22 protein-coding genes are annotated in these 20,789 nt (G+C 70.0%); 10 read left to right on the top strand and 12 right to left on the bottom strand.

Annotated features, from left to right (window positions below; genetic code table 11):
• Positions 1-65 precede the first annotated feature (65 nt).
• Positions 66-401 (bottom strand): STAS domain-containing protein, encoded by a 336-nt coding sequence (locus K2F47_RS36895; protein ID WP_242910869.1) that lies wholly within the window; start codon positions 399-401, stop codon positions 66-68.
• 305 nt (positions 402-706) lie between these two features.
• Here K2F47_RS36895 and K2F47_RS36890 point away from each other — a divergent pair, with 305 nt between their 5' ends.
• Positions 707-1,078: a hypothetical protein gene (locus K2F47_RS36890; protein WP_242910868.1), complete on the top strand. Its 372-nt coding sequence runs from the start codon at positions 707-709 to the stop codon at positions 1,076-1,078.
• 731 nt (positions 1,079-1,809) lie between these two features.
• Here K2F47_RS36890 and K2F47_RS36885 read toward each other — a convergent pair.
• Both K2F47_RS36885 and K2F47_RS36880 read right to left on the bottom strand, forming a co-directional pair.
• On the bottom strand, positions 1,810-2,949 hold the full coding sequence (locus tag K2F47_RS36885) for a sensor histidine kinase (protein ID WP_242910867.1): 1,140 nt from the start codon (positions 2,947-2,949) through the stop codon (positions 1,810-1,812).
• Entirely contained in the window at positions 2,946-3,641 is a 696-nt protein-coding gene (locus K2F47_RS36880) for a response regulator (protein WP_242910866.1), read from the bottom strand. The genes K2F47_RS36885 and K2F47_RS36880 overlap by 4 nt, the downstream gene beginning before the upstream one ends.
• Positions 3,642-3,800: 159 nt before the next feature.
• Here K2F47_RS36880 and K2F47_RS36875 point away from each other — a divergent pair, with 159 nt between their 5' ends.
• From K2F47_RS36875 to K2F47_RS36865, 3 genes are all read left to right on the top strand, one after another.
• On the top strand, positions 3,801-4,538 hold the full coding sequence (locus tag K2F47_RS36875) for a hypothetical protein (RefSeq protein ID WP_242911092.1): 738 nt from the start codon (positions 3,801-3,803) through the stop codon (positions 4,536-4,538).
• Between the two features lie 62 nt (positions 4,539-4,600).
• Positions 4,601-4,771, top strand: a complete 171-nt coding sequence (locus K2F47_RS36870) for a hypothetical protein (protein ID WP_242910865.1) — start codon at positions 4,601-4,603, stop codon at positions 4,769-4,771.
• An 81-nt stretch (positions 4,772-4,852) separates the two neighbouring features.
• Positions 4,853-6,409, top strand: a complete 1,557-nt coding sequence (locus tag K2F47_RS36865; RefSeq protein ID WP_242910864.1) for a long-chain-fatty-acid--CoA ligase — start codon at positions 4,853-4,855, stop codon at positions 6,407-6,409.
• Here the strand turns inward: K2F47_RS36865 and K2F47_RS36860 are convergent.
• Entirely contained in the window at positions 6,406-7,005 is a 600-nt protein-coding gene (locus K2F47_RS36860) for a TetR/AcrR family transcriptional regulator (RefSeq protein WP_242910863.1), read from the bottom strand. The genes K2F47_RS36865 and K2F47_RS36860 overlap by 4 nt on opposite strands.
• A 126-nt stretch (positions 7,006-7,131) precedes the next feature.
• On the opposite strand from K2F47_RS36860, the gene K2F47_RS36855 reads away from it, so the two are divergent.
• On the top strand, positions 7,132-7,545 hold the full coding sequence (locus K2F47_RS36855) for a DUF5360 family protein (RefSeq protein WP_242910862.1): 414 nt from the start codon (positions 7,132-7,134) through the stop codon (positions 7,543-7,545).
• On the opposite strand, the gene K2F47_RS36850 is transcribed toward K2F47_RS36855, so the two are convergent.
• The 4 genes from K2F47_RS36850 to K2F47_RS36835 form a co-directional block, all read right to left on the bottom strand.
• Positions 7,490-8,392 (bottom strand): endonuclease/exonuclease/phosphatase family protein, encoded by a 903-nt coding sequence (locus K2F47_RS36850; protein WP_242910861.1) that lies wholly within the window; start codon positions 8,390-8,392, stop codon positions 7,490-7,492. The two genes, K2F47_RS36855 and K2F47_RS36850, sit on opposite strands and share 56 nt — an antisense overlap.
• Positions 8,393-8,536: 144 nt before the next feature.
• A complete protein-coding gene (tuf, locus tag K2F47_RS36845) occupies positions 8,537-9,721 on the bottom strand; it encodes an elongation factor Tu (protein ID WP_242910860.1) in 1,185 nt (394 codons plus the stop codon).
• Between the two features lie 529 nt (positions 9,722-10,250).
• Positions 10,251-10,553, bottom strand: a complete 303-nt coding sequence (locus tag K2F47_RS36840) for a hypothetical protein (protein ID WP_242910859.1) — start codon at positions 10,551-10,553, stop codon at positions 10,251-10,253.
• A gap of 624 nt (positions 10,554-11,177) precedes the next feature.
• Entirely contained in the window at positions 11,178-12,305 is a 1,128-nt protein-coding gene (locus K2F47_RS36835; RefSeq protein ID WP_242910858.1) for a helix-turn-helix domain-containing protein, read from the bottom strand.
• 383 nt (positions 12,306-12,688) lie between these two features.
• Here K2F47_RS36835 and K2F47_RS36830 point away from each other — a divergent pair, with 383 nt between their 5' ends.
• Both K2F47_RS36830 and K2F47_RS36825 read left to right on the top strand, forming a co-directional pair.
• A complete protein-coding gene (locus tag K2F47_RS36830) occupies positions 12,689-13,549 on the top strand; it encodes a methyltransferase domain-containing protein (RefSeq protein ID WP_242910857.1) in 861 nt (286 codons plus the stop codon).
• Between the two features lie 498 nt (positions 13,550-14,047).
• Entirely contained in the window at positions 14,048-15,151 is a 1,104-nt protein-coding gene (locus K2F47_RS36825) for a methyltransferase domain-containing protein (protein ID WP_242910856.1), read from the top strand.
• A gap of 88 nt (positions 15,152-15,239) precedes the next feature.
• Here the strand turns inward: K2F47_RS36825 and K2F47_RS36820 are convergent, their stop codons facing one another.
• Complete coding sequence (locus K2F47_RS36820; protein ID WP_242910855.1) at positions 15,240-15,623, bottom strand: VOC family protein; 384 nt, start codon at positions 15,621-15,623, stop codon at positions 15,240-15,242.
• Between the two features lie 22 nt (positions 15,624-15,645).
• Between K2F47_RS36820 and K2F47_RS36815 the strand changes: the two genes are divergently transcribed.
• The gene (locus K2F47_RS36815; RefSeq protein ID WP_242910854.1) at positions 15,646-16,164 is read left to right on the top strand and encodes a TetR/AcrR family transcriptional regulator; all 519 of its coding nucleotides are present in this window, start codon (positions 15,646-15,648) and stop codon (positions 16,162-16,164) included.
• Between the two features lies 1 nt (position 16,165).
• On the opposite strand, the gene K2F47_RS36810 is transcribed toward K2F47_RS36815, so the two are convergent.
• On the bottom strand, positions 16,166-17,635 hold the full coding sequence (locus tag K2F47_RS36810) for a DHA2 family efflux MFS transporter permease subunit (protein ID WP_242910853.1): 1,470 nt from the start codon (positions 17,633-17,635) through the stop codon (positions 16,166-16,168).
• Positions 17,632-18,204: an NADPH-dependent FMN reductase gene (locus tag K2F47_RS36805; RefSeq protein WP_242910852.1), complete on the bottom strand. Its 573-nt coding sequence runs from the start codon at positions 18,202-18,204 to the stop codon at positions 17,632-17,634. The genes K2F47_RS36810 and K2F47_RS36805 overlap by 4 nt, the downstream gene beginning before the upstream one ends.
• A gap of 285 nt (positions 18,205-18,489) precedes the next feature.
• Between K2F47_RS36805 and K2F47_RS36800 the strand changes: the two genes are divergently transcribed.
• Positions 18,490-19,122, top strand: a complete 633-nt coding sequence (locus K2F47_RS36800) for a GNAT family N-acetyltransferase (RefSeq protein WP_242910851.1) — start codon at positions 18,490-18,492, stop codon at positions 19,120-19,122.
• Between the two features lie 8 nt (positions 19,123-19,130).
• Here the strand turns inward: K2F47_RS36800 and K2F47_RS36795 are convergent, their stop codons facing one another.
• Positions 19,131-20,048 carry a LysR family transcriptional regulator gene (locus K2F47_RS36795; protein ID WP_242910849.1) on the bottom strand — a complete coding sequence of 306 codons (918 nt, stop codon included), beginning with the start codon at positions 20,046-20,048 and terminating at the stop codon, positions 19,131-19,133.
• A gap of 176 nt (positions 20,049-20,224) precedes the next feature.
• On the opposite strand from K2F47_RS36795, the gene K2F47_RS36790 reads away from it, so the two are divergent.
• Positions 20,225-20,788 carry an ATP-dependent Clp protease proteolytic subunit gene (locus K2F47_RS36790; protein WP_242911082.1) on the top strand — a complete coding sequence of 188 codons (564 nt, stop codon included), beginning with the start codon at positions 20,225-20,227 and terminating at the stop codon, positions 20,786-20,788.
• Position 20,789 lies beyond the last annotated feature (1 nt).

Genomic DNA, 20,789 nt, shown 5'->3' with positions numbered 1-20,789 from the left:
GGTGGTACGCGAAGCGCGGCGGCCCGCGGGGACTCCCCGCAGGCCGCCGGTCGGTTGTCGGCGGGTCAGCCGGCGTCGAGCGCCGGCGCGGCGTCGACCACGGTGAAGACGGTGTCGAGCCCGGTGACCTGGAGGATCCGCTTGACGGCCGGACGCGGCGCCGCGAGTTCGAGCTCGCCGCCCTGCTCCTTGAGGCGCTTCATGGCCGCAAGCAGCACGTTCATGCCGGTCGAGTCACAGAACTCGACACCGCTCAGATCGACCACGATGCGGTTGACCTGGTCGCGCAGCAGGCCCGCGAGGGCCGCCTGCAACCTGGGCGCGGTGTACAGGTCGAGCTCGCCCGTCGCCGTGACGACGGCGTGACCACCCTGAGACACGGTCGAGACGTTCAACTCCACGTTCGGCACACTATCTCGCCGAAGCCGCGCGGGCCAGACAGTTCACCAACTCCCGTGTGGCGCGGGCGTGTCCGGGGCGTGCCGCCACAGGACGGCGCTGTACGCTTTGTGTACTACGTTCAGTGATGTCACGGTTGCAGATGTGCGGGACGGCCCGACCGCGCCCCGCCAGCCCGCCTCCGGCTCGTGGTCGGCCATGTCTCGTTCACGACCTGCCCTCCGATCTGCGTGGTTCCCCCTCGCGGAACGCTCCGGTAGGGAAGGCTGGACGCGTGCGTCAGCGGCATTGAGGGGGTGCGCCGCACATGAAGGCCGATCGAACGACCGACCCCAGACAGACCCGTCTCCGCGAGCGCCTGGAGACGATCCGTGCGCGCTCGGAGAAGTCCACTTCCTGGCGGGCCTCCACGCGGTACCTGTCCCGGCTGGTGAACCGGGATGGGTACGTCCCCGTCCGCGCACGGCTCCCCCGCGAAGACCTCGCCTTTCTAGCGGGTGCGCGCGACGAGCTCATCGCGTTCGCCGATCTGGGCGTCCGCCTACTCGAACTCCATCGCCCCCAGGAGTCCGGCGGCATCACCAGCGACCCCGACAACCCTATCCAGCGATGCCGCGCGTGCATGTGGCGCTGGCCTTGCCCCACGTTCCGCGCCATCGACAACGCCCTCGACACCTAACCCATACGCGCAGGGCACGCCTCACCCCCGCAGCGCCGACACACGCCTCCCACCCGCAATGCTGGCGCACGCCCAACCCCCCGCAGGCGCACGTCCCACACCCCAGGCGCACGCCTCACCCGCGCAAGAGCGCGGCTCCCACCCCCAGACGCACAGCTCACACCCGCAGCGCACACCTCACCCGCGCGAACGCAAGCCTCACACTCGCGGCACACGGCTCACACTCGCAGGGGCGCGACTCACACGCGCAGACGCACGCCCGACGCGCGCGCGGGCGCACGGCTCACACGCGCAGGCGCGCGGCTCACGCTCGCGAGGGCGCGGCTCACACCCACAGACGCCTGCCTCACGTGCGCGGGCGCGGCTCACGCACGCGAGGGCACGGCTCTCGCGCAGACGCGCGCCTAACGCGCGCGGCTTACACGTGCGAGGGCGCGGGTCACTCGCATCACTCGCAGGCGCACGGCCCACGCCTGCGGCGCACCGCTTACATGCGCGGCCGCACAACCCAGACCCGCAGACGCACAGCTCACACCCGTCGGCGCACGGCTCAGACTCGCGAAGGTGCGGCTCCCACCCGCAGACGCCTACCTCACGTGCGCGGGCGCGGCTCAGGTTCGCGGTTGCCCGTCCCATTCTCGCGGGTGCACGGCTCACGCACGCGAGGGCGCGCCTAACGCGCGCGGACGCGCGGCTCACACGCGCGGAGGGCCGGGCGCGTTTGCGGGGGCTTATGTGTGTAGGGGGAGGCGTACTTCGAAGCGGCAGCCTGGGCCTACGTTTGCTACGCCGATCTTGCCTGCGTGGGCCTCTACGATGCCGCGGGCGATGGCTAGGCCGAGGCCTGCGCCGCCGCCGGGGGTGCGGGCGGTTTCGCCTCGGAACGCTACGTCGAACACGCGGGGCAGGTCGTCTTCGGGGATGCCACCGCAGGCGTCGGCGACGGTCAGTCGGGCCTCGCCGTCCTGGACGTCTCCGACGATCTCTACGGCGCCGTCGCTCGGGGTGTGCCTGATCGCGTTCACGACGAGGTTGCGGAGGGCGCGGCCGAGTTCGCCCGTGTCCACCTGGACGGGCAGCCCCTCGCGAACGTCCCCCCGCACCCGGACGCCCTTGGCGCGCGCCAGCGGCTCCGCCCCGGCGACCGCCTCCGCGACTAGGTCGGCGAGGCCCACCCGTCGCCGCGAGAGGCGTAGCGCGCCCGCGTGGATGCGGGACAGTTCGAACAGGTCGTCGACCATTTCGGTGAGCCGCTCGACCTCCACCCTGATCCGCTCGTGGTAGCGCTGGACGGTGCTCTGGTCGGCGACCACGCCGTCCTCCAGCGCCTCGGCCATCGCGCGCAGGCCGGCGAGGGGGGTGCGCAGGTCGTGGCTCACCCAGGCGACCAGTTCGCGGCGGCTCGCCTCCAGGGCCTGCTCGCGCTCGTGCGCGGCGGCCAGGCGGTCGTAGGCGGCGCCGAGCCGGTCCTGGGCGGCGGCGAGTTCGCGGGAGAGTTCGGCCAGCTCGGCGGGCAGGTGCGCGTCGGGCGGCGGGGTGAACCGGTCCGCGCGGACGGCCTCCACCAGCACCCGGTTCGCGGCGACGAGCCGCCGTCCGAGCAGCACCGACACCGCCATCGCGACCAGCCCCGCCGACGTCACCACCGCGAGCACGACCGATCGGTCGTGCTCGTTGAGCAGCATCATGAACGAGATCACGACGATGCCGGAGATCGTCGCGAGCACGGTCGCCGCGCCCACGACGACGAGCTGGGTCGCGACCGAGCGGCCGCGCAGTCCGTACAGCAGGCCGAGCGCGACGGCCGCGACGACGAGCGCGGCCAGCGCGGCGTAGAACACGACCCAGAGGAGGTCCTCGAACGGGATCATCGGGGCTCGTAGCGGTAGCCGACGCCCCAGACCGTGACGATCCGCTGCGGCGCGGTCGGGTCGTCCTCGATCTTCTCGCGCAGCCGCCGGACGTGGACGGTGACGGTGGACGAGTCGCCGAACGTCCAGTCCCAGACGCGTTCGAGCAGCTCCTCGCGGGTGAACGCCTGGCGCGGGTGGCGCAGCAGGAACGCCAGCAGGTCGAACTCACGGGCGGTGAGCGCGAGCCGCTCGCCGTGCAGCGTCGCCTCGTGGGCGGCGACGTCGACGATCAGGTCGCCGTCCCGCAGCGGCCCGCCGGACCCGGTCGCGGTGACCGCCCCCCGCGCCCGCCGCAGCACCGACCGGACGCGCAGCGCCAGCTCACGCGGGCTGAACGGCTTGGTCACGTAGTCGTCCGCGCCGGTCTCCAGCCCGACGAGACGGTCGGTCTCGGTGCCGAGCGCGGTGAGCATCACGATCGGGACGGCCGAGGTCTCGCGCAGCCGCCGGCACACCTCCAGGCCGTCCATGCCGGGGAGCATGAGGTCGAGGACGACGAGGTCGGGCGGACGGTCGCGGGCCGTGCGCAGCGCCGTGTTCCCGTCCGCGACGCACTCGACGTCGTGGCCGTCGCGGGCCAGATAGCGCGCGACCACTTCGGCCACCGTCGGATCGTCGTCGACCACGAGGACACGTCCGGGGTGGGTCATCGGGCCGGTCCCGGTACGGGCATGCGCAGGCAGATCACGCTTTCACGCTACGGGGCCGCTTACCGTTTCAACCGATCGCGTCACCACTCCGTAAGGAATCGGGTGGCGGGACGCTGCCATCGCGTCGCCATCGGCGACGATCGTCGCTTTAATGAGCGAATGGCGCCATCTCGTACCGCGACCCCCATAGCCGGAGCCGTCGCCCTCGTCCTCGTCGGCGGCGCGGTCGCCACCGGGATCGCCCTCGTCATGACCTATGCCCGCATCTACGAGTCGCCGGCGCTGCGGAGCCTGCGGATCTCGACGGGCTACTACGCGTTCGAGTGCCTGCTCGTCGGTGTCTTCACCGCGCTCGGGACGCTGATCGCCCGCCCGCGCGACCCGGTCACGCCGGTCGTCGCGGCGATCTCCGGCTACGTCGCCCTGTACGTGGGGCAGCGGATCGGCGTGATCCTCTACCCCGTCACCCAGGGCTACGGCATGCCGGACGGGGAGGAGATCAACTTCATCCTCAAGCCGCACTTCGAGGGCTGGGACCTGCTGGCGATCGTCGCGGCCGGGGCGATCGCCGGGCTGCGCGTGGTGATGGTCTCGGGCAACACGGCGCCGCGACGACCCGCACCCACGCCCGCGTTCGGCGCCCAGCCCGGATACGGGCACCCGCAGTTCCAACCGCCCCCGCCGGGCCAGCCGCCCGTGCCAGGCCAGCCGCCCTTCGCGGGCGCGCCTCCCGTCCCAGGGCAACCGCTCATGCCGGGGCAGCCGCCCGTGCCTGGCCAGCCACCCGCCTACGGGCCCCCGGGACAGCCCTACCAGCCGCCCATGGGACATTTCCCGCCTCAGGGTGGCGCCCCCGGGGCGCCTCAGGGTGGTGGTCCGCCGTACGGCGGGGTCTAGTACTTTCCGGCTCGTCCCATAGTGTGATGCCGATTCATGTTCGACCCAATAACGTGAGACCCATGGGTAAGACAATCCTGGCGATCATCGGCGTCGTACTCGCGATCTGGCTCGCGGTGAGCGTGGTCGGCGCCCTCATCTCCATGCTGAAGCTGTTCTTCTTCATCGGTTTCGTCGCCGTGCTCGTCGTCCTGGCGGTGACCCTCATCTCCAAGTCGAAGAGCCGGCTGTAAGGCGGCCCGGCCCCTTGCCCGGGCCCGCCGTTGCCCTCATGATGCCGGGACAAGCAGGCGGTCATCGGCGAAGGGACCAGCGTGGCGGGCCTGACCGACGTGCTCCGCGAGCGCGCGGAGCTGCACCCCGATCGCGTCGCCCTCATCACGGGCGACGTCCGATGCACCTACGGTGACTTCGACCGGCGCGCCGACCGGGTCGCGGCCGCACTGGCCGCGTCCGGTGTCGGCCACGGCGACCGCGTCGCGATCCTCGACAAGAACTCCCTGGAGTACGCCGAGCAACTGTTCGGCGCGGCGCGGGCCGGGGCCGTCCAGGTACCGGTGAACTACCGGCTGGCCCCGGACGAGGTCGCCTACATCGTCAACGACGCGCGGGCCAAGGCGCTCATCGTCGGCCCCGAGTTCGTCGCGGTCTTAGACGCGGTCGCGGGCAGACTCGAGCACACGACCCACCTCATCGTCATCGGCGGGCCGCCCGGCGGCGCCTACCTCGACTACTCCACCTGGTTGGACGAGGCGTCCGCGACGCCCTTACCCGAGACGGCCACCTCGGACGTGTTCGTCCAGCTCTACTCGTCCGGCACCACGGGCCTGCCCAAGGGCGTGATGCTGACGCACGACAACTTCCTCTCCGTGCTCCCGCTGATCCACGACGCGTGGGACCTCGACGACGCGTCCGTGATGGCGATCGCGATGCCGATGTACCACGTCGCGGGGCACGCCCTCAGCATCTGCGTGATCTACGACGGGATCACGGCGGTGCTGAACCGCGACCCGGACCCGACCGCCATCGCCCAGGCGGTCGAGCGGCATCGCGTGACGCACCTGTTCCTCGTCCCGGTGCTGCTCCAGTTCATGCCGCTGGTCCCGGCGGTCGCGGAGGCGGACCTGTCCAGCCTGCGGATCATGCTGTACGGGGCGTCGCCGATCAGCGAGGACGTCCTGCGCGGCGCGATGGCGATGCTGCCGCACACCGGGTTCATCCAGGTCTACGGGCTCACCGAGACGACCGGCGCGATCACGATGCTGCCCGCCGCCGACCACGACCTGACCGGCCCGAATCCGCGCAGGCTACGCAGCGCCGGGCTCCCCAACCAGGGCTGTGACCTGCGGGTCGTCGATCCCGTGACGCTGGCCGACCTGCCGACGGGCGAGGTCGGCGAGATCCTGTGCCGGACGCCGCAGAACATGAAGGGCTACTGGAGGCTGCCCGAGGCGACCACGTCCACGCTGCTGCCCGGCGGCTGGCTCCGGACGGGCGACGCCGGATACCTCGACGAGGACGGCTACCTCTACATCCACGACCGCGTCAAAGACATGATCATCTCCGGCGGTGAGAACATCTACCCCGCCGAGGTCGAGAACGCGCTGATGAGCCACCCGGCGGTCAGCGACTGCGCGGTCATCGGCGTCCCGGACGAGCGCTGGGGCGAGACCCCGAAGGCGATCGTCGTCCTCACCGGGGACGTGACCGACGAGGAGCTCATCGAGCACTGCCGCGCGCGGCTCGCCCACTTCAAGTGCCCGACGTCGGTCGAGCGCCGCGACGCGGTCCCCCGCAACCCCACCGGCAAGATCCTCAAGCGCGAGCTGCGCGCCCCCTACTGGCGCGACGAAGACCGCCCCGTCCGCTAGAGCACCCTGTCGGGCTCGGCCAGGTCTGCCAGGACGTGCGCCACCTGCCACCGCAGCCGCCGCGCCTGCCGTTCGGGCGGCCACCGGCTGGGATCGAACACGGCCTGGATGCCGATGCCGTCCACCGCCGTCATGAGGGTCTCGGCGGCTTCCTCCACCCGCGCCCCGGGCGGGTGGCCCGCCGTCTCCAGGACGAGTTGGAGCGCCTCCCGCCACGTCCGGTAGCGGTCGCGCTGTTCCTCCGCCAGGGCCGGGTCGTGCGCGGCGGACCCCCAGAACGCGATCCACACCAGCCATTCGAGGCGGCGGCGATCGTCCATGGGCAGGCACTCGCAGAGCAGCGTCTCGATGCCGGTCGACGGATCGGCGGCCAGCGCGGCGACGCGGTCGGCGACGGCCTGGCTCACCGAGTTCAGGGCCGCCACCAGCACCTCGTCCTTGCTGCGGAAGTAGTGCATGACCATGCCGGTGGTGCATCCGGCCGCACCGGCGATGTCGCGCATCGTGGCCCCGGCCAGCCCGGACTCGGCGATGACCCGGCACGCCGCAGCGGTGATGTCGCGGCGGCGGCCCTCGTGATCTACAACCTTCGGCATTGACATCGCAGGTTACATCATGCAGGTTACGTAACCATGGTTACGGAAAAACCAGCCCCGAGCCCGGCGGCGAACCGGACACGGGATCAAATCGCCACACACCCCAGCCGCACGCTGAAGACGCTGATGCTCGTCACCGACGTCGGCTTCGTCCTCTACTGGGTGATCACGGCGCTGCACGTGCTCCCGGCCGAGTCGCTGTTCAAGGACTACGAGAACGACCTCGTCGCGGCCTGGAACTGGTCGTTCCTGCCCCTCGACCTCCTGGTGAGCGGCACCGGACTGACCGCGCTGGCACTGGCCCGCCGGGGCGTCCCGGCCTGGCGTCCGCTGACGATCGTCTCGCTCACGCTGACGTCGGTGTCGGGCCTCCAGGCGATCTCCTACTGGACGATCCGCGCCGACGTCAGCCTCTCCTGGTGGCTGCCCAACCTGTTCCTGCTGCTCTACCCGCTGGTACCGATCGCCGCCCTGGTCCGGGGCCTCACGGCTGCCGGAACCGGATCACCGCCGACAGCGGCCGGTGGTCGGACGAGGTGACGGCCGTGTCGGGCACGCTGCTGGACGTGCCCGTGTCCTTGGTGATGAACAGGTAGTCGGCCTTGCGCAGGGGCTGCCCCCGCCAGTCCTGGACGGTCTTCGCCCCGGTGCGGGCGGTCGCGCTCTGGTCGCACTCCGCGTAGGCGCTGTACAGCGGGTCGAGTGCCGGGTCCTCCGGGCCGTCGGTGAGGTCGCCCCCGAGGACAACGCGCGCACCCGAACCGGCGATCGACACCAACTCCTGCGCCTGCTTCCGCCGCCACGTGCCGTCCGGGTCCTCGGCCCTGGTGCTGAACTGCGTGCCGCAGACCCGCGTGTTCCAGGACGGGACGTCGCCGCACACCGCCGACCGTCCGGCGGAGGAGGGCGACGGCAGCCGGGACGTGCGGACGCCCTCCATCGGCGCCCCGACGCCCACGGCCACACCGGGCCGCCCCTGCCCGCCCGCGCAGGCGGGTCCCTCGGCGAACGGCGCGAACGCCCAGCTCCACTTGGCGAACCGTCCGGTCCGCTTGAGGGCCTGGACCTGCCCGGAGCAGACGTCCTGGAGGAACACGGCGTTCGTCTTGACGGTCCGCCCCCCGACCTCCGTCGCGTTCATCCGGGTCGTGATCCGCCGCGTCAGCTCGTCCGGCCGCTCCCCGAGCGGGCACCCCGGACGCGGCGCCCCGCACACGTTCCACGTCATCGCGTTGATCGTCACCGCGGGGACATCGCGCGCCCCGTCGGCGTGCGCGGGCCCGCCGCCCGGCAGGCCGTCGATCGCGGCACCGGCGCCCGCGGCGACGACCACCGCCGCGGCCGCGCAGATCGAGAGGAGGGGAATCAGGGCGCGGGGGGATCGCACACGTTCTCCAGAAAGGGGGTATCAGCGGGGATGATGCCGAAATCTCACCACATCAAGATCGCATCCGCCAGCGGTTCGCAGCCCCCCGGAGCGTGAGTTTTCCCGGTCCGAGAGGGCTTGCCTCTCGGACCGGGAGAACAGGACCTAATCGAGGAGGGCGACGACCGTCCCGGCGCCGACCGTGCGCCCGCCCTCACGGACGGCGAAGCCGAGCCCCTCGGTCATCGCGACCGGCTTGCCCAGCTCCACGTCCATCTCGACGGAGTCGCCGGGCATCGCCATGCCGCCCTCGCCGCCGAGGTCCACGCCGCCGACGACGTCCGTCGTGCGGAAGTGGAACTGCGGCCGGTAGCCGTGGAAGAACGGCCTGCTCCGGCCGCCCTCCGCCGCCGTCAGCACCCGGACCCGCGCGCGGAACCGCGTGTGCGGACTGATCGCCCCCGGCACGCTGACGACCTGACCTCGCCGGACCTGGTCGCGCCGGACGCCGCGCAGCAGCATCGCGGTATTGTCGCCCGCCTCCGCGTGGTCCATGGACCGGCCGAACGTCTCCAGCCCCGTCGCGACCGACCCGAACGACTCGCCGAGGCCGACGACCTCGACCGCGTCGCCGAGCCGGACGGCGCCCTGCGCGACGACGCCGGTGACGACCGTCCCGCGTCCGGTGATCGTGAGCACGTTCTCCACCGGCAGCAGGAAGGGCCGGTCCAGCACGCGCTCGGGCACCGGCACGTACGCGTCGACGGCGTCGAGCAGATCCACGATCCTGGACGTCCAGTACGGGTCGCCCTCCAGCGCCCGCAACCCCGACACCCGCACGACCGGGACCTCCTCGCCCGGGAAGCCGTACTCCGACAGCAGCTCGCGCACCTCCAGCTCGACGAGGTCGAGCAGCTCGCCGTCCTCGACCATGTCGGCCTTGTTCAGCGCCACGACCACATGCCGCACACCGACCTGCTGCGCGAGCACGACATGCTCCCGCGTCTGCGGCATCGCCCCGTCCTGCGCGGACACGACCAGAATGGCCCCGTCCACCTGGGCCGCCCCAGCGAGCATGTTCTTTACGTAATCAGCATGGCCCGGCATGTCGATGTGGGCGTAGTGCCTGGTCGCGGTCGCGTACTCGACGTGCGCGACGTTGATCGTGATGCCGCGGTCGCGCTCCTCCGGCGCCCGGTCGATGCCCTCGAACGGGACGGCGGACGCGAGCCCGCGCCCGGCGAGCACCTTCGTGATCGCCGCGGTCAACGTCGTCTTGCCGTGGTCGACGTGCCCCATCGTGCCGATGTTGAGATGCGGCTTGGCGCGCTCGTAAGCCTGCTTGGCCATGATTCCTCGTCCTCACCCTGTGTTGCATGGAAGTGAGAACCGCGCGGGCCCCTTTTCGGGCTCGCACATGTCCAGGCCACCCCCCTCCGCTGGTTCTCCGGAGGTGGGACGGAGAGGGGTCAGCTTCGCGCGCCGCCTGCGACGGCCACGTTCGCTGCGGCTGCCAGGAAGGCAGCCGGCACCGCGCTCAGCGGGCAGAGGCCCGCGAGCGACAGGGTGCCGGCCGCGAAGAACATGCTCCGCACACTACGAACTGCCCTCCCCGGTGTCGACAGGTTTTCCACAAGGCGAGCGGCCCCCGAGAAACCCGCATCTCGGGGGCCGCCCCTCCACCGCCCAGCGGACCGCACCCGCCTCGGGTGTTGGACGGGGGTCAACGCTGAGCGGCGGTGCTCACACGACCCGCCCCACCCCCGACCTGGGGCCGTGTGAGCGCTTCGTTATGCGGGCCCTGGGACGGGGGCTGCCCAGGACCCGCCTCCCGCGCAGCCACCCGGGGGGCAAGCGGCCACACGGAAGCTCTCGGCGCTTACCCGTCCGGCCGGACGAGCTTTCGCGCCAACACGACGAACCTCGAACCGCCCGCGTCACCGCTCCCATGCACCTGATAGGCGAGCCTGTGAGCCGCGTCCCGGATGGCGGCCACGGCCCCGGGGAGCTGGCCCGCCTCCTCCAACAGGGCCCGCACATGCTTGGACACCTCGTCGAACGCCATGACGAACGCGTCCGACCCGGAAGCCTCCGCCGCCTCCGCAAGCGCGTCCTCCGCCCGCTCACAAGCGGCATGAGCGACATACCGGATCAACGCTTTGGGACGCCCCTGCTCCGCCATGACCTCCTCAAAGGCAGCCACAGCGTTCTGCACCAGAAGCGCAGGACGCCTCGCGGCACTCACGCCGTCCTCCGCCGCATATCGGCCAGCACCATTTGAGTGGTCTTGAACGGTTCCTGCATCCGGGCAAGCCACTCCGTCCCGCCGGACACGCACGGCGTAACGAACCACCACTCACCCGGAGGTCGGCGGTACGCACACCCAAGGGTGAACGTCCCTCCGATCCCGTCAACCCGGGATATGGACAGCGCCGGGTACCCATACAGTGCGACCAGGGCGCACGCGATGTCTCGTTCGCCCGAAAGGTATTCCCGGACATACGCAAGCGCGCCCATGCGTTCACTGTGCACAGATGTGAGGACGCCGAGCAAGGCAGACACATCGGCACCCGCACCGGCGCCCACGTCTAAGGCAGGCGCGCCCGAATGACGCACCTCCGCGTTCGGGACGGTTTCAGGCAACGGCAACCGATGATCCCGAGGCTCCTCCACCACACCGGGCGGATTAGGCCGAATCGGACGATTCTGTCGCGCATGCATACCCATGTCAGCCTCACCTTTCCAGGGCAGTTGGAGGTGCTGCCGGGAAATTTAGGCCGGAAGATAGATCACGACAGTGGCCGGGTTAGTGGCCAGAGTTCCCGTTGACCTCCTGCATCAGCAAACGCAAGGTGAGGGAGTGCTTCTCTGGGGGAAGGCGGTTAAGGGCAGCCTGCGCATAAGCGACACCGCCGGATTTGTCTCCCGCGCGGGCGAGCATCAAACCGCGATGCATCTCCAGATGCGTAGCAAATCGGGGCAATCCTTCCGGCAACTCATCACGTGCGCGATCCTGCGCCTCGACAGCGCGCCTCTCGTCACCGAGTCTCGCCGCCAGCAGCGAGACAAAGACGTTCATGCGCCACCACGGAACGGCATAGTCCGAGGTCTGCTCCTCGGAGCCCACCTTGTCGAACACGTGGCGCCCCTGCTCGACCAGGTCGAGCGCGCCGCGCCTGTCGCCCCTGATCGCCGCGACATGCGCCTTCCCCATGACCGCGTTGAGCCTGCCGAGCGACGGTACTTCACTGATCTTCAGGGCCTGTTCGGCGAACATGTCGGCCATGCCCAGGGACGCGCCCTCATATCCAAGGGCGATGGCCGCTCGCCCGCGCACCCATACGCGCGTTAGCTCATCCCCTGATCGGTCGGCCGCCTCCGCCGCGATGCGGTACCAGGTGGCGGCCTTCGCGCCGTCCGAACCGGGGAACGTCTTCCCGTACAAGGTCATCAACTTGGACGCGATACCCCACATCTCCGGCTCGTCCAACTGCTGTTGGAGAACCAGGAGATCGTGCGCCAACCGCTTCTGGATCTCTGCCGCCCCGAGCGACATGTAATCGTGGCCGTAGGCTGCCAGTTTGTCCCGCCAGAAATCGAGGGGGAGCGACTCTGAGGCGAGGGCCGCAGTAAAACCGGACCGGATCAGATCGGAGGCGACCACGGGCGCGATGGACGTTGCGGCCACGCTGGTGATGAACTGGCGTCTATGCAATTTCGCATCCTCAAGAACTTCCAAGGGCACTTCCAGCACCGCCGCGAAATGCCGCAACCAGAACGGGCCCACGGTGCGCTTACCGTTCTCCCAGCGCGAGACGTCCTCCCGCGTAACGGTCGCGCGTCCCGCCGATTCGCACAGTAGATCCGCCAGGCGGCCCTGGGAGTAGCCGAGCGCCTCGCGAAGATCACGAATGAGCGTGCCGAGCGGCGTCATGCGTTCATCTTCCCCTGCCGCTAGTGGCCATGGGGGTAGCCGCCACAGTAGCCACCCCCGCCCCTGACACACCCGAACCACGCAGAAACCCTCGCCTCCCCCAGTAGGCGGGGGTTTCTGCCGTCCACGGACGGAGCCACACCGCACGCCCGGCACGGGGGTCGTTCCATGGCCGGGGATGGCGTGAACCATGCGGCCGCGCCGGGGAAGCGCCGCAACCTTCGGCGCACCGGCCAGCGCATTCGCGCCGTCCTCCACCGCATGTCATTGATCGCCAAAGGAGCACGCTGCTTGATCACATTGATGGCGTGCTGTCGGATGCGCTACTGAAGGTTCATCTAACCTCGATTACAGCTAGCCACCGGCGTGTGACAATAGGTTCAGTGAAGACCGCTGCGGAGGCCATGGCGGCGATTCCTCGGGAGCAGTTCGTCCCGGATGTGGTGTACGTGCCCGGCCCTGATCACTGGCTGGTGCCATTGCGACGTTCCGACGAGCCTGCGCTATGGCGGCGGCTCGTGGAATCCGACGACGAAGCCGTGATCACAAAGGTGGGTCTTGATCCCACCGTTCCGGCCGAAGTTTGCGACCCCGTGAGTGGGCGCGGCCTGGTGGCAGCGGTTTCGAGTAGTTCACCCCGGATCATGGCCAGGATGATCAACGAACTGGATCTTTCGTCGGGCATGCGGGTACTGGAGATCGGTACCGGTACCGGTTACAACGCCGCCGTGCTGGCGTACCTGCTCGGCGCGCAGAACGTCATCAGCGTCGAGATTGATCCGGAGGTGGCCGAAGAAGCGCGAAAGGCCCTGGCTAAGATCGGCTACTCGCCGACGGTGGTCACCGGCGATGGCGAAGACGGCTATATGCGCTGCGCCCCCTACGACCGGATCATGGTTACCGCTGCGGCTCACACCGTGCCGTACGCCTGGGTGGAACAGACCCGGCCCGGCGGCATGATTCTGGTGCCTTGGGCTCCGACGGTTCATCCGGACGCGCCATTGCTGCGGCTCACCGTACGTGACGACGGAACCGCTGACGGACGATTCATCGCAAAGGCGGGGTTCATGCCCCTGCGTGCACAGCATCTGCTCCCTCGGGTCAGCCACGAGACCGAGGAGCGATGGACCAAAGCCGGTTGCCCCGACTACCCCCGGTACGGCGTCACAGTGACCGCTGAGGGGCAACGGGTCTGGCTGGACTCGCCCGCGAATCCGGTGAGCGGCGCTGTTCCGAGGGGGTGAAGGGCTGCGGGCTCCCGTTGCCGGTGGAAGGGTGCGGGCGGATCGATGGCCATGGGCCCCGCCCCGTGATGGTTGCGGAACCACCCCCGCACGGTGCCCGGCGGACGCGGCCGTCGCAGGTGACGCGGGAGGCACGACACCCCGGAAGCCCGGAACCACACGGAAACCCCGGCCTACCTTGGTAGGCCGGGGTTTCTGTCGTCCACGCACCGAGCCCATACCGCCTGCCCGGGCACAACTCGGAGTATCTGACTTTCGCGCTGCGTCCACCCCTGACGGTTGGCGTTCGGGACTGCAAGGGTACGCACGGCCCCAGCTCGCGCTGCCCATCGCGAGCTGGTGACCGCGATCAAGCGCGGTGAGCACGCCACTGGCTGAGAGGCAGGATGACATGGGGAAGCACGAGGGCGACCCAAAACAAGACAAGCCCTTTGAGCCGAAGCCGCCCAAGAAGGAGGATGGTGACGGTCAGGTCCCGGGCGGTGGAAAGCGTGGGAAGTGAACGTCCCTGAGCTCATCGAGGCACTCGCCGACAGGCTGACGGCCAACGGCGAGTTGACCGATCCGGCGTGGCGTGCGGCCTTGCGCGCTGTGCCCCGGCACCAGTTCGTTCCGCCGGTGGCGTGGGCCAACCCCTACGACGCGCCTGGGTGCGGCATCGATCGCGAGCAGCGTCCGGACGAGTGGCTGAAGGCGGCCTACGAAGACCAGTCGATCATCACCCAGATCGATGACGGCGCGACCGCAATCGGCGGTGAAGGCGACTTCACCTCGTCCTTGTCGGCCCCCGGCGTCGTTCTGGAGTTCCTGGAGCTTCTGGACGCCTACGACGACGACCGTGTCCTTGAGATCGGGACCGGAAGCGGATGGACCGCCGGACTCCTGGCGTATCGCGTCGGGGATGAGAACGTCACCAGTGTCGAGGTCGATCCCGAGCTCCTCACGCGCGCGGCGGACAATCTCAAGGAGGCGAGGTATTCGCCCCGCCTTGTTCTTGGCGACGGGGCCGAGGGCTGTTCAGATGGAGCCCCCTACGATCGCGTTCATGTGACCGCCGGAGTAGGCCGGGTTCCCTATTCCTGGGTCGAGCAGACCAGGCCGGGCGGCGTGATCGTCTTCCCTTGGATGCCCGAGTTCGAGCCCGGCCACAAGGTGCGCCTGACTGTGGACGGCGAAGGCTCCGCCAGTGGCAGGTTCGTCGGCGGCACCCGGTACATGATGCTGCGCGGCCAGCGAACCCCCGCCGCCCCCACGCACGAGGGCCCGTACCGGGAACGAGACGCGACGCTCGACCCTCGGCGCGTTTTCCGCTCGGGCTACGGCGCCGATGTGGCCATCGCGGGTTGCCTGCCGGACGTCTCGGTGGTCCGTGGACCGGGATCACCTTTCGAGGGGTGGCTCTGGACGGGAGATTCCGGTGCCCATGTGGTCGGGTCCGAGGTGCGGCAGTTCGGCGAACGCGACTTGTGGGACGAGATGGAGGCCGCGTTCTTCCGCTGGGTGAAGTGGGGCCAGCCCGAACGGAGCAGATTCGGCATGACCGTCGCGTCCCATGGCCAACGCGTCTGGCTCGATTCCCCGGACAACCCGATCAGCCTGTGACGGCCCTCGCCGCATCCGGAGCGGCGATGAGGAGTAGGGCATGGACGCGTACTCAATGTGCGCGGTGGTGCCCCTCCAGAACGCGGGGCTATGAGGCGTCTGTTGACTGGTCCATGACGTAGAGGGTCGCGCCGCCCGGGTCCTGGTAGGTGGCGAGGAATCCGCCGGGGATCTCCGAGGGGGGCTCGACGACGGCGAGTGTCTCGGGGCGGGACTTGTGGAAGGTCTCGACGCTGTCGACGACGAACAGCGGGCCGGCGGGGGCGTCGGGGGCGTGGGCGTCGAGCATCAGCTGGACGTCGGTGCCGGGCATGGCCAGCGCGACGGTCGCGTCGCCCTCGCGCCAGGTCTCGGTGAAGCCGAGGCCGTCCCGGTACAGGGCGAGGGAGGCCTTCAGGTCGGAGGTCGGGGTGAACAGGAACTCCAGCTTCATGGCGCGTCCTTCCTTCGTCTCGTAACTGGACTCGGGCACAGCATAATGACATTATGTCCGAGTGCGCGAATGGATGCCCGTTTCCTCCTCCCCCCGGGGGCGGCTCGCGCTCGCCGCGGTCAAGGAGTTCGGGGCGCGTCCCTTCGACGAGGTCACGGTCGCCGAGTTGGCGGCGGCGGCGCAGGTCACCACCGGGGCGCTCTACCACCACTTCGAGAGCAAGCTCGGGCTCTACGCGTTCGTCCGGGCGGACGTCGAGCGGCGCCTGCTGGACCGGATGGAGGGCGCGCTGACGGCCGCCGGGCCCGACCGCTCGGCGGCGGTGACGTCGGCGCTGCTCGTCGGCCTGGACTTCGCCGTCCGCGAAGGCTTTCTGCGCATCCTCGGCGATCCGCCCGCGGGCACCGGGCCCGACCCGCTGGCCGAGATGCTCGCGGAGGCCGTCCCGGCGGCGCCGCTGCTCGGCCGGGTGCTCGCGGCGGCCTGGCGCGCGGCCCTGGCGGCGGTCGCCGAGGGGGAACCGCCGGACCAGGTCCGCGCTGCCGTCGCGGCGCTCGGCCTCCGCCTGCCGGACGCCTAGCTCAAGCGTCCGGTTTGTGTTTTGGGAGGAACGAGGCCGGGATCAGGGCCAGGAGCATGATTCCCACGGCGAACCAGTAGGTGTCGCGGAAGGCGCCTGAGAGGGGTTCGGCCACGGCGGCGTGGGCCTCGGGGGTCAGGCGGTGCAGGGCCTGGAGGGTGCCGCCGCCGGTGTCCGGGACGACCCCGCTCATGAACGCCGTCAGGATCACGGACGCGAGCGCCATGCCGATCGCCGCCGATGTGGTGTTGACCAGGTTCACCGTCGTGCTCGCCGCCGGGGCCCGCTCGTGCGACATGCCGCGGGTCGCCGTCGTCATCGTGGGCATCATCGTCCCGCCGCCGCCCGCGCCCATCAGCACCATCGCCGCGCACAGGCCCCAGTACGAGGCGTCCGCGTCGAGTTGGACGGTGAACAGCGTGAAACCGGTGACCGACGTCGCGATCGCCACCGGGACGAGGCGTCCAGCGGGAATGCGGTCGACCAGCCGTCCGGCGACCTGCACTGCTACGCCCGAGCCCAGCGCGAACGGGATGCCGAGCGCGCCCGCGACGGTCGTGCTCTCACCCCGGACGACCTGCAAGTACAGGGGCAGGAGCAGCATCGTCCCGAAGTAGCCGGACGCGAACAGCGTCAGCGTTCCGGTGGCCGCCGCGTAGGTGCGGTCGCGGAAGGGGGCGAGGTCGATCAGGGGGTGGCGTGCCGTCAGCGCCCGCAGTACGAACAAGGCGCTCAGCACCACGCCTGTGACCAGCGGAAACAGCACCCCGGGTGATCCGAACCCGCCGCGCTCGCCGCCGGTCGTCACGCCGTACAGCAGCGCCGCGAGACCCGGCGACAGCAGCAGCATCCCGGGCACGTCCAGCGGACGCGGCGTCTCCGGGACGTCGCGGGGGAACGTTTGCAGGCCGAGCAGCACGACCGCCACCGCGACCGGCACGTTGACGAAGAACATCCACCGCCACGACACCTCGTCGATCAGCCAGCCGCCGATCACCGGCCCGGCCAGCGGGCCGACGAGGATCGCCAGGCCGAGCGTGCCCATCAGCTTGCCGAGCTGGTCGGAGCCCGCCGCGCGCAGCAGGATCGTCATGCCGACGGGCATCACCATGCCGCCGCTGACGCCCTGCATGATCCGGAAGACGATCAGCGACTCGATGTTCCAGGCGAGCCCGGCGAGCACCGACCCGGCGGCGAACGCCGCGATCGCGCCGAGGTAGAGGCGGCGCGCGCCGAACCGTCCGACCGCCCAGGCGGTGCCCGGGATGACCGCGCCGAGCGCGAGCGAGTAGGCGGTCGCGACCCACTGGACGGTCGCGAGCGGGGCGTCGAAGTCCTGCGACAGTTTGTTGATCGCGACGTTGACCACGGTGGTGTCCAGCGTGATCATGACCGCCCCGAGCACCAGCACCAGCACGATCGCCATGGCCCCGGACTCCGGCCGCGTCCGGGGCCTCGGCTGGGTGATCATGACCCGTAGGGGCGGAGGGAGCGGGCCTCGCGCAGCACCTGCCCCCACCAGTCCAGCTGGTCGAGCAGGCCCTTCGCGGCGGCGGCGGCGCCCTCGGCGTCGCTCGGACGGCCGTCCTCGCCGAACCAGTTCCACGGGTGGTGGAAGCTCACGGTGTCGCGGATCGTGACCGCGTGCAGTTCCGCGAAGACCCCGCGCAGGTGCTCGACCGAGCGCAGGCCGCCCGCGAGGCCGCCGTAGGAGACGAACGCGACCGGCTTGGCGCGCCACTCGTGGAAGTGCGTGTCGATCAGGTTCTTCAGCGTGCCGGGGAAACTGTGGTTGTACTCGCAGGTCACGACCACGTAGGCGTCGGCCTCGGCGAGCTTCGCCGTCACCTCGGCGAACCGCTCGGGCGCGGCCGAGCCGAAGGCCGAGGGGGGCGGTGCGTCGGCCACGTCCAGCACTTCGACGGCCATGTCGTCGCGCTCGGCGGCGATCCCGGCGAACCAGGTGCCGACCGTCGGCGCGAACCGTCCCTCCCGGGTGCTGGCAATGATGATCGCGACGCGCAACGGATTCTCGGTCATGTACCTCTCCTCGAAACTGGGCCAACGGGACCGAAGCTACGGAGGTCGACCAGCCGGGGAATCTGTCATCCGACTGGGTCGGCCTGCTGGACCCACTGTGAAACCTCATCATTACTTGAGGTCAAGGGCCTCCCGGGACGGCTCCGCGGGGCCCGGCGCCCGAGGGGCCCGGGTCCGAGGGGCCTGGCGTGCGAGGGGCCGGCGTCCGAGCGCTATCCGCTTGTGGGCGCAACCCCTCCATTACGCTCCGACATCACCCGTTCCCCGCTTCTCCGGACGCATTGGATGAAACGCCGGGATGGCCGTTATCGGGCGCATTCCCGCGGCGGACCGAAACGGCGGCCGGTGTATGTTCAGAGTGTGCGGGTGGAGACGAAAGCCGTGTTCCTGCGCCAGGGGCGCCGGGTCGCGCTTCGCCGTATCACGGCGTATGACCAGGAGGAATTCCTCGGGCTGGTCGAGTCGAGCCGCACCCTGCACCGGCCGTGGATCACCCTCCCCGGCACGCCGGACGAGTTCGACGACTACATCGGACGCTTCGATGGGCTCTCGGCCGACGGATTCGTCGTCTGCCTCGCGAAACGCCAGAGCATGGTCGGCTTCGTCAACCTGAACGAGATCGTCAGGGGCGTCTACCAGCGGGGCCTCATCGGGTACGGCGCGTTCGCCCCGAACGCGGGCCGCGGGTACATGACCGAGGGCGTCGACCTGCTCCTCGACTACGCGTTCACCGAACTGGGTCTGCACCGCCTGGAAGCCGACATTCAGCCCGGAAACGCCGCGTCGTTGAATCTGGTCAGGAGATTGCGCTTCCAGCGGGAGGGATTTTCCCCCGCTTTCATCTGCATCCGGGGAAAATGGGTGGACCATGAGCGGTGGGCGATCACCCGGGAGATGATGGACACCCGGCCCGGCTGAGCGCCGCGCTATGTGGGAAGCCAATAGGACGGGTCGTCCGGCGGCGTCGGCGGTTGGAGCAGCGCGAGCAGTCGGCGCAGTTTCGGATCGTGGTTCCGGCGGTGCCAGACGATCGACCAGGGGAACAGCGGGACGGGATCGACAATGGGCAGCCGCCGGGTCCCCTCCTCCGTCGGCAACGTCATCTCCTCCTCGCCCACGGTGACGCTCCGCCGTTCACGGGCCATCAGTTCCCGGTAGCTGAGGATGCCGATCGCGGGTTCGGAGAAGCGGAGCGGGATGCCGAACTCGGACGTGAAGCGCGTCAGAAAGGCCCGCCATTCGGTGGCACCGGCCGGATCGGGCATCACCAGTCCGGCGGACGCCAGTTCGGCCATCGGCAGCGTCCGCCGGGACGCGAGCGGGTGGTCGTCGGAGACGAAGGCGTAAAGCGGGACGAGCGAGAACAGGCGGCGCTCCAACTCGTCCGGCCAGGGCAGGCCGAGGTCGTTCGCGTAACCGAAGGCGGCGTCGATTTCGCGGCGGAGGAGGGCGGGCACGGCGGCGGCCAGACCTTGCCGCATGCTCGGCTCGACGGTGAGGTCGGGAAAGGGCGCGATGGCCTCGCGAATGACCTCCACCGGCGTGAAACGCTCGTGAAAGACGTCGATGCGCAACGGGACGGAGACGCCCCGGACGGCGTCCACCGCCGCGTCGAAGGACGCCAGCGCCTCGCGGGCCAGCGGCAGCAGACGGTATCCGGCCGGGGTCAGCTCGACGGAGCGGGTCGTGCGCTCGAACAGCGGCGCGCCGAGCGCGGCTTCGAGACGCCGGACGCGCTTGGACAGCGCCTGCTGGGTCAGGAAGAGCCGGGCGGCCGCCCGTCCGAAGTGCAGCTCCTCGGCGGCGGCCACGAACGCGCGCATCCCCGGCAGGTCGGCCTCCACGTTCCCAGATTAACAACCCGGGGTTGTGGAACCGCCGGAAAGGGTTGTTGGACATGCCACTGACATGCGGATTCCCTGGAGGCATGTCCTTCCAGCTGATCGATTTCGACCCCACCGCCTTCAACACGAGTGCCTTCGACCCGAGCGTGCTGCGGAGCACCGCCAAGGCCGACGAGATGTCCGCGCTCGGCGGCGAGCACGTCTTCCAGCGGCTGCTGAGGCAGCGCATCATCGTCCTCGGCCAGGAAGTGGACGACGCGATCGCGAACCGGATCTGCGGCGAGATGCTGCTGCTGGCCGCCGAGGACCGCACGCGCGACATCCACCTCTACATCAACTCGCCCGGCGGTTCCGTGACCGCCGGAATGGCCATCTACGACGTGATGCAGTTCGTCCCGAACGACGTGGCGACGCTGTCGATGGGATTCACCGCGTCGATGGGGCAGTTCCTGCTGTGCGCGGGCACGCCCGGCAAGCGGTACGCGCTCCCGCACGCGCGGATTCTGATGCACCAGCCGTCCGGCGGAATCGGCGGCACCGCGTCCGACATCAAGATCCAGGCCGAGAACATGCTGTTCACGAAGAAGGTCTTCCAGGAGCGGGTCGCCTTCCACACCGGGCAGCCGGTCGAGCGGATCGCGGCCGACTCCGACCGCGACCGGTGGTACACGGCCGAGGAGGCGCGCGACTACGGATTCGTGGACCACGTCGTCCGGCACGCCGACGAGGTGGCCGTCTAAC

This window comes from Actinomadura terrae (assembly GCF_022751215.1).
Classification (GTDB): Bacteria; Actinomycetota; Actinomycetes; order Streptosporangiales; family Streptosporangiaceae; genus Spirillospora; species Spirillospora terrae.
Note: the sequence above shows the minus strand (reverse complement) of the source record. Positions and strands in the feature narration are given on the sequence as shown.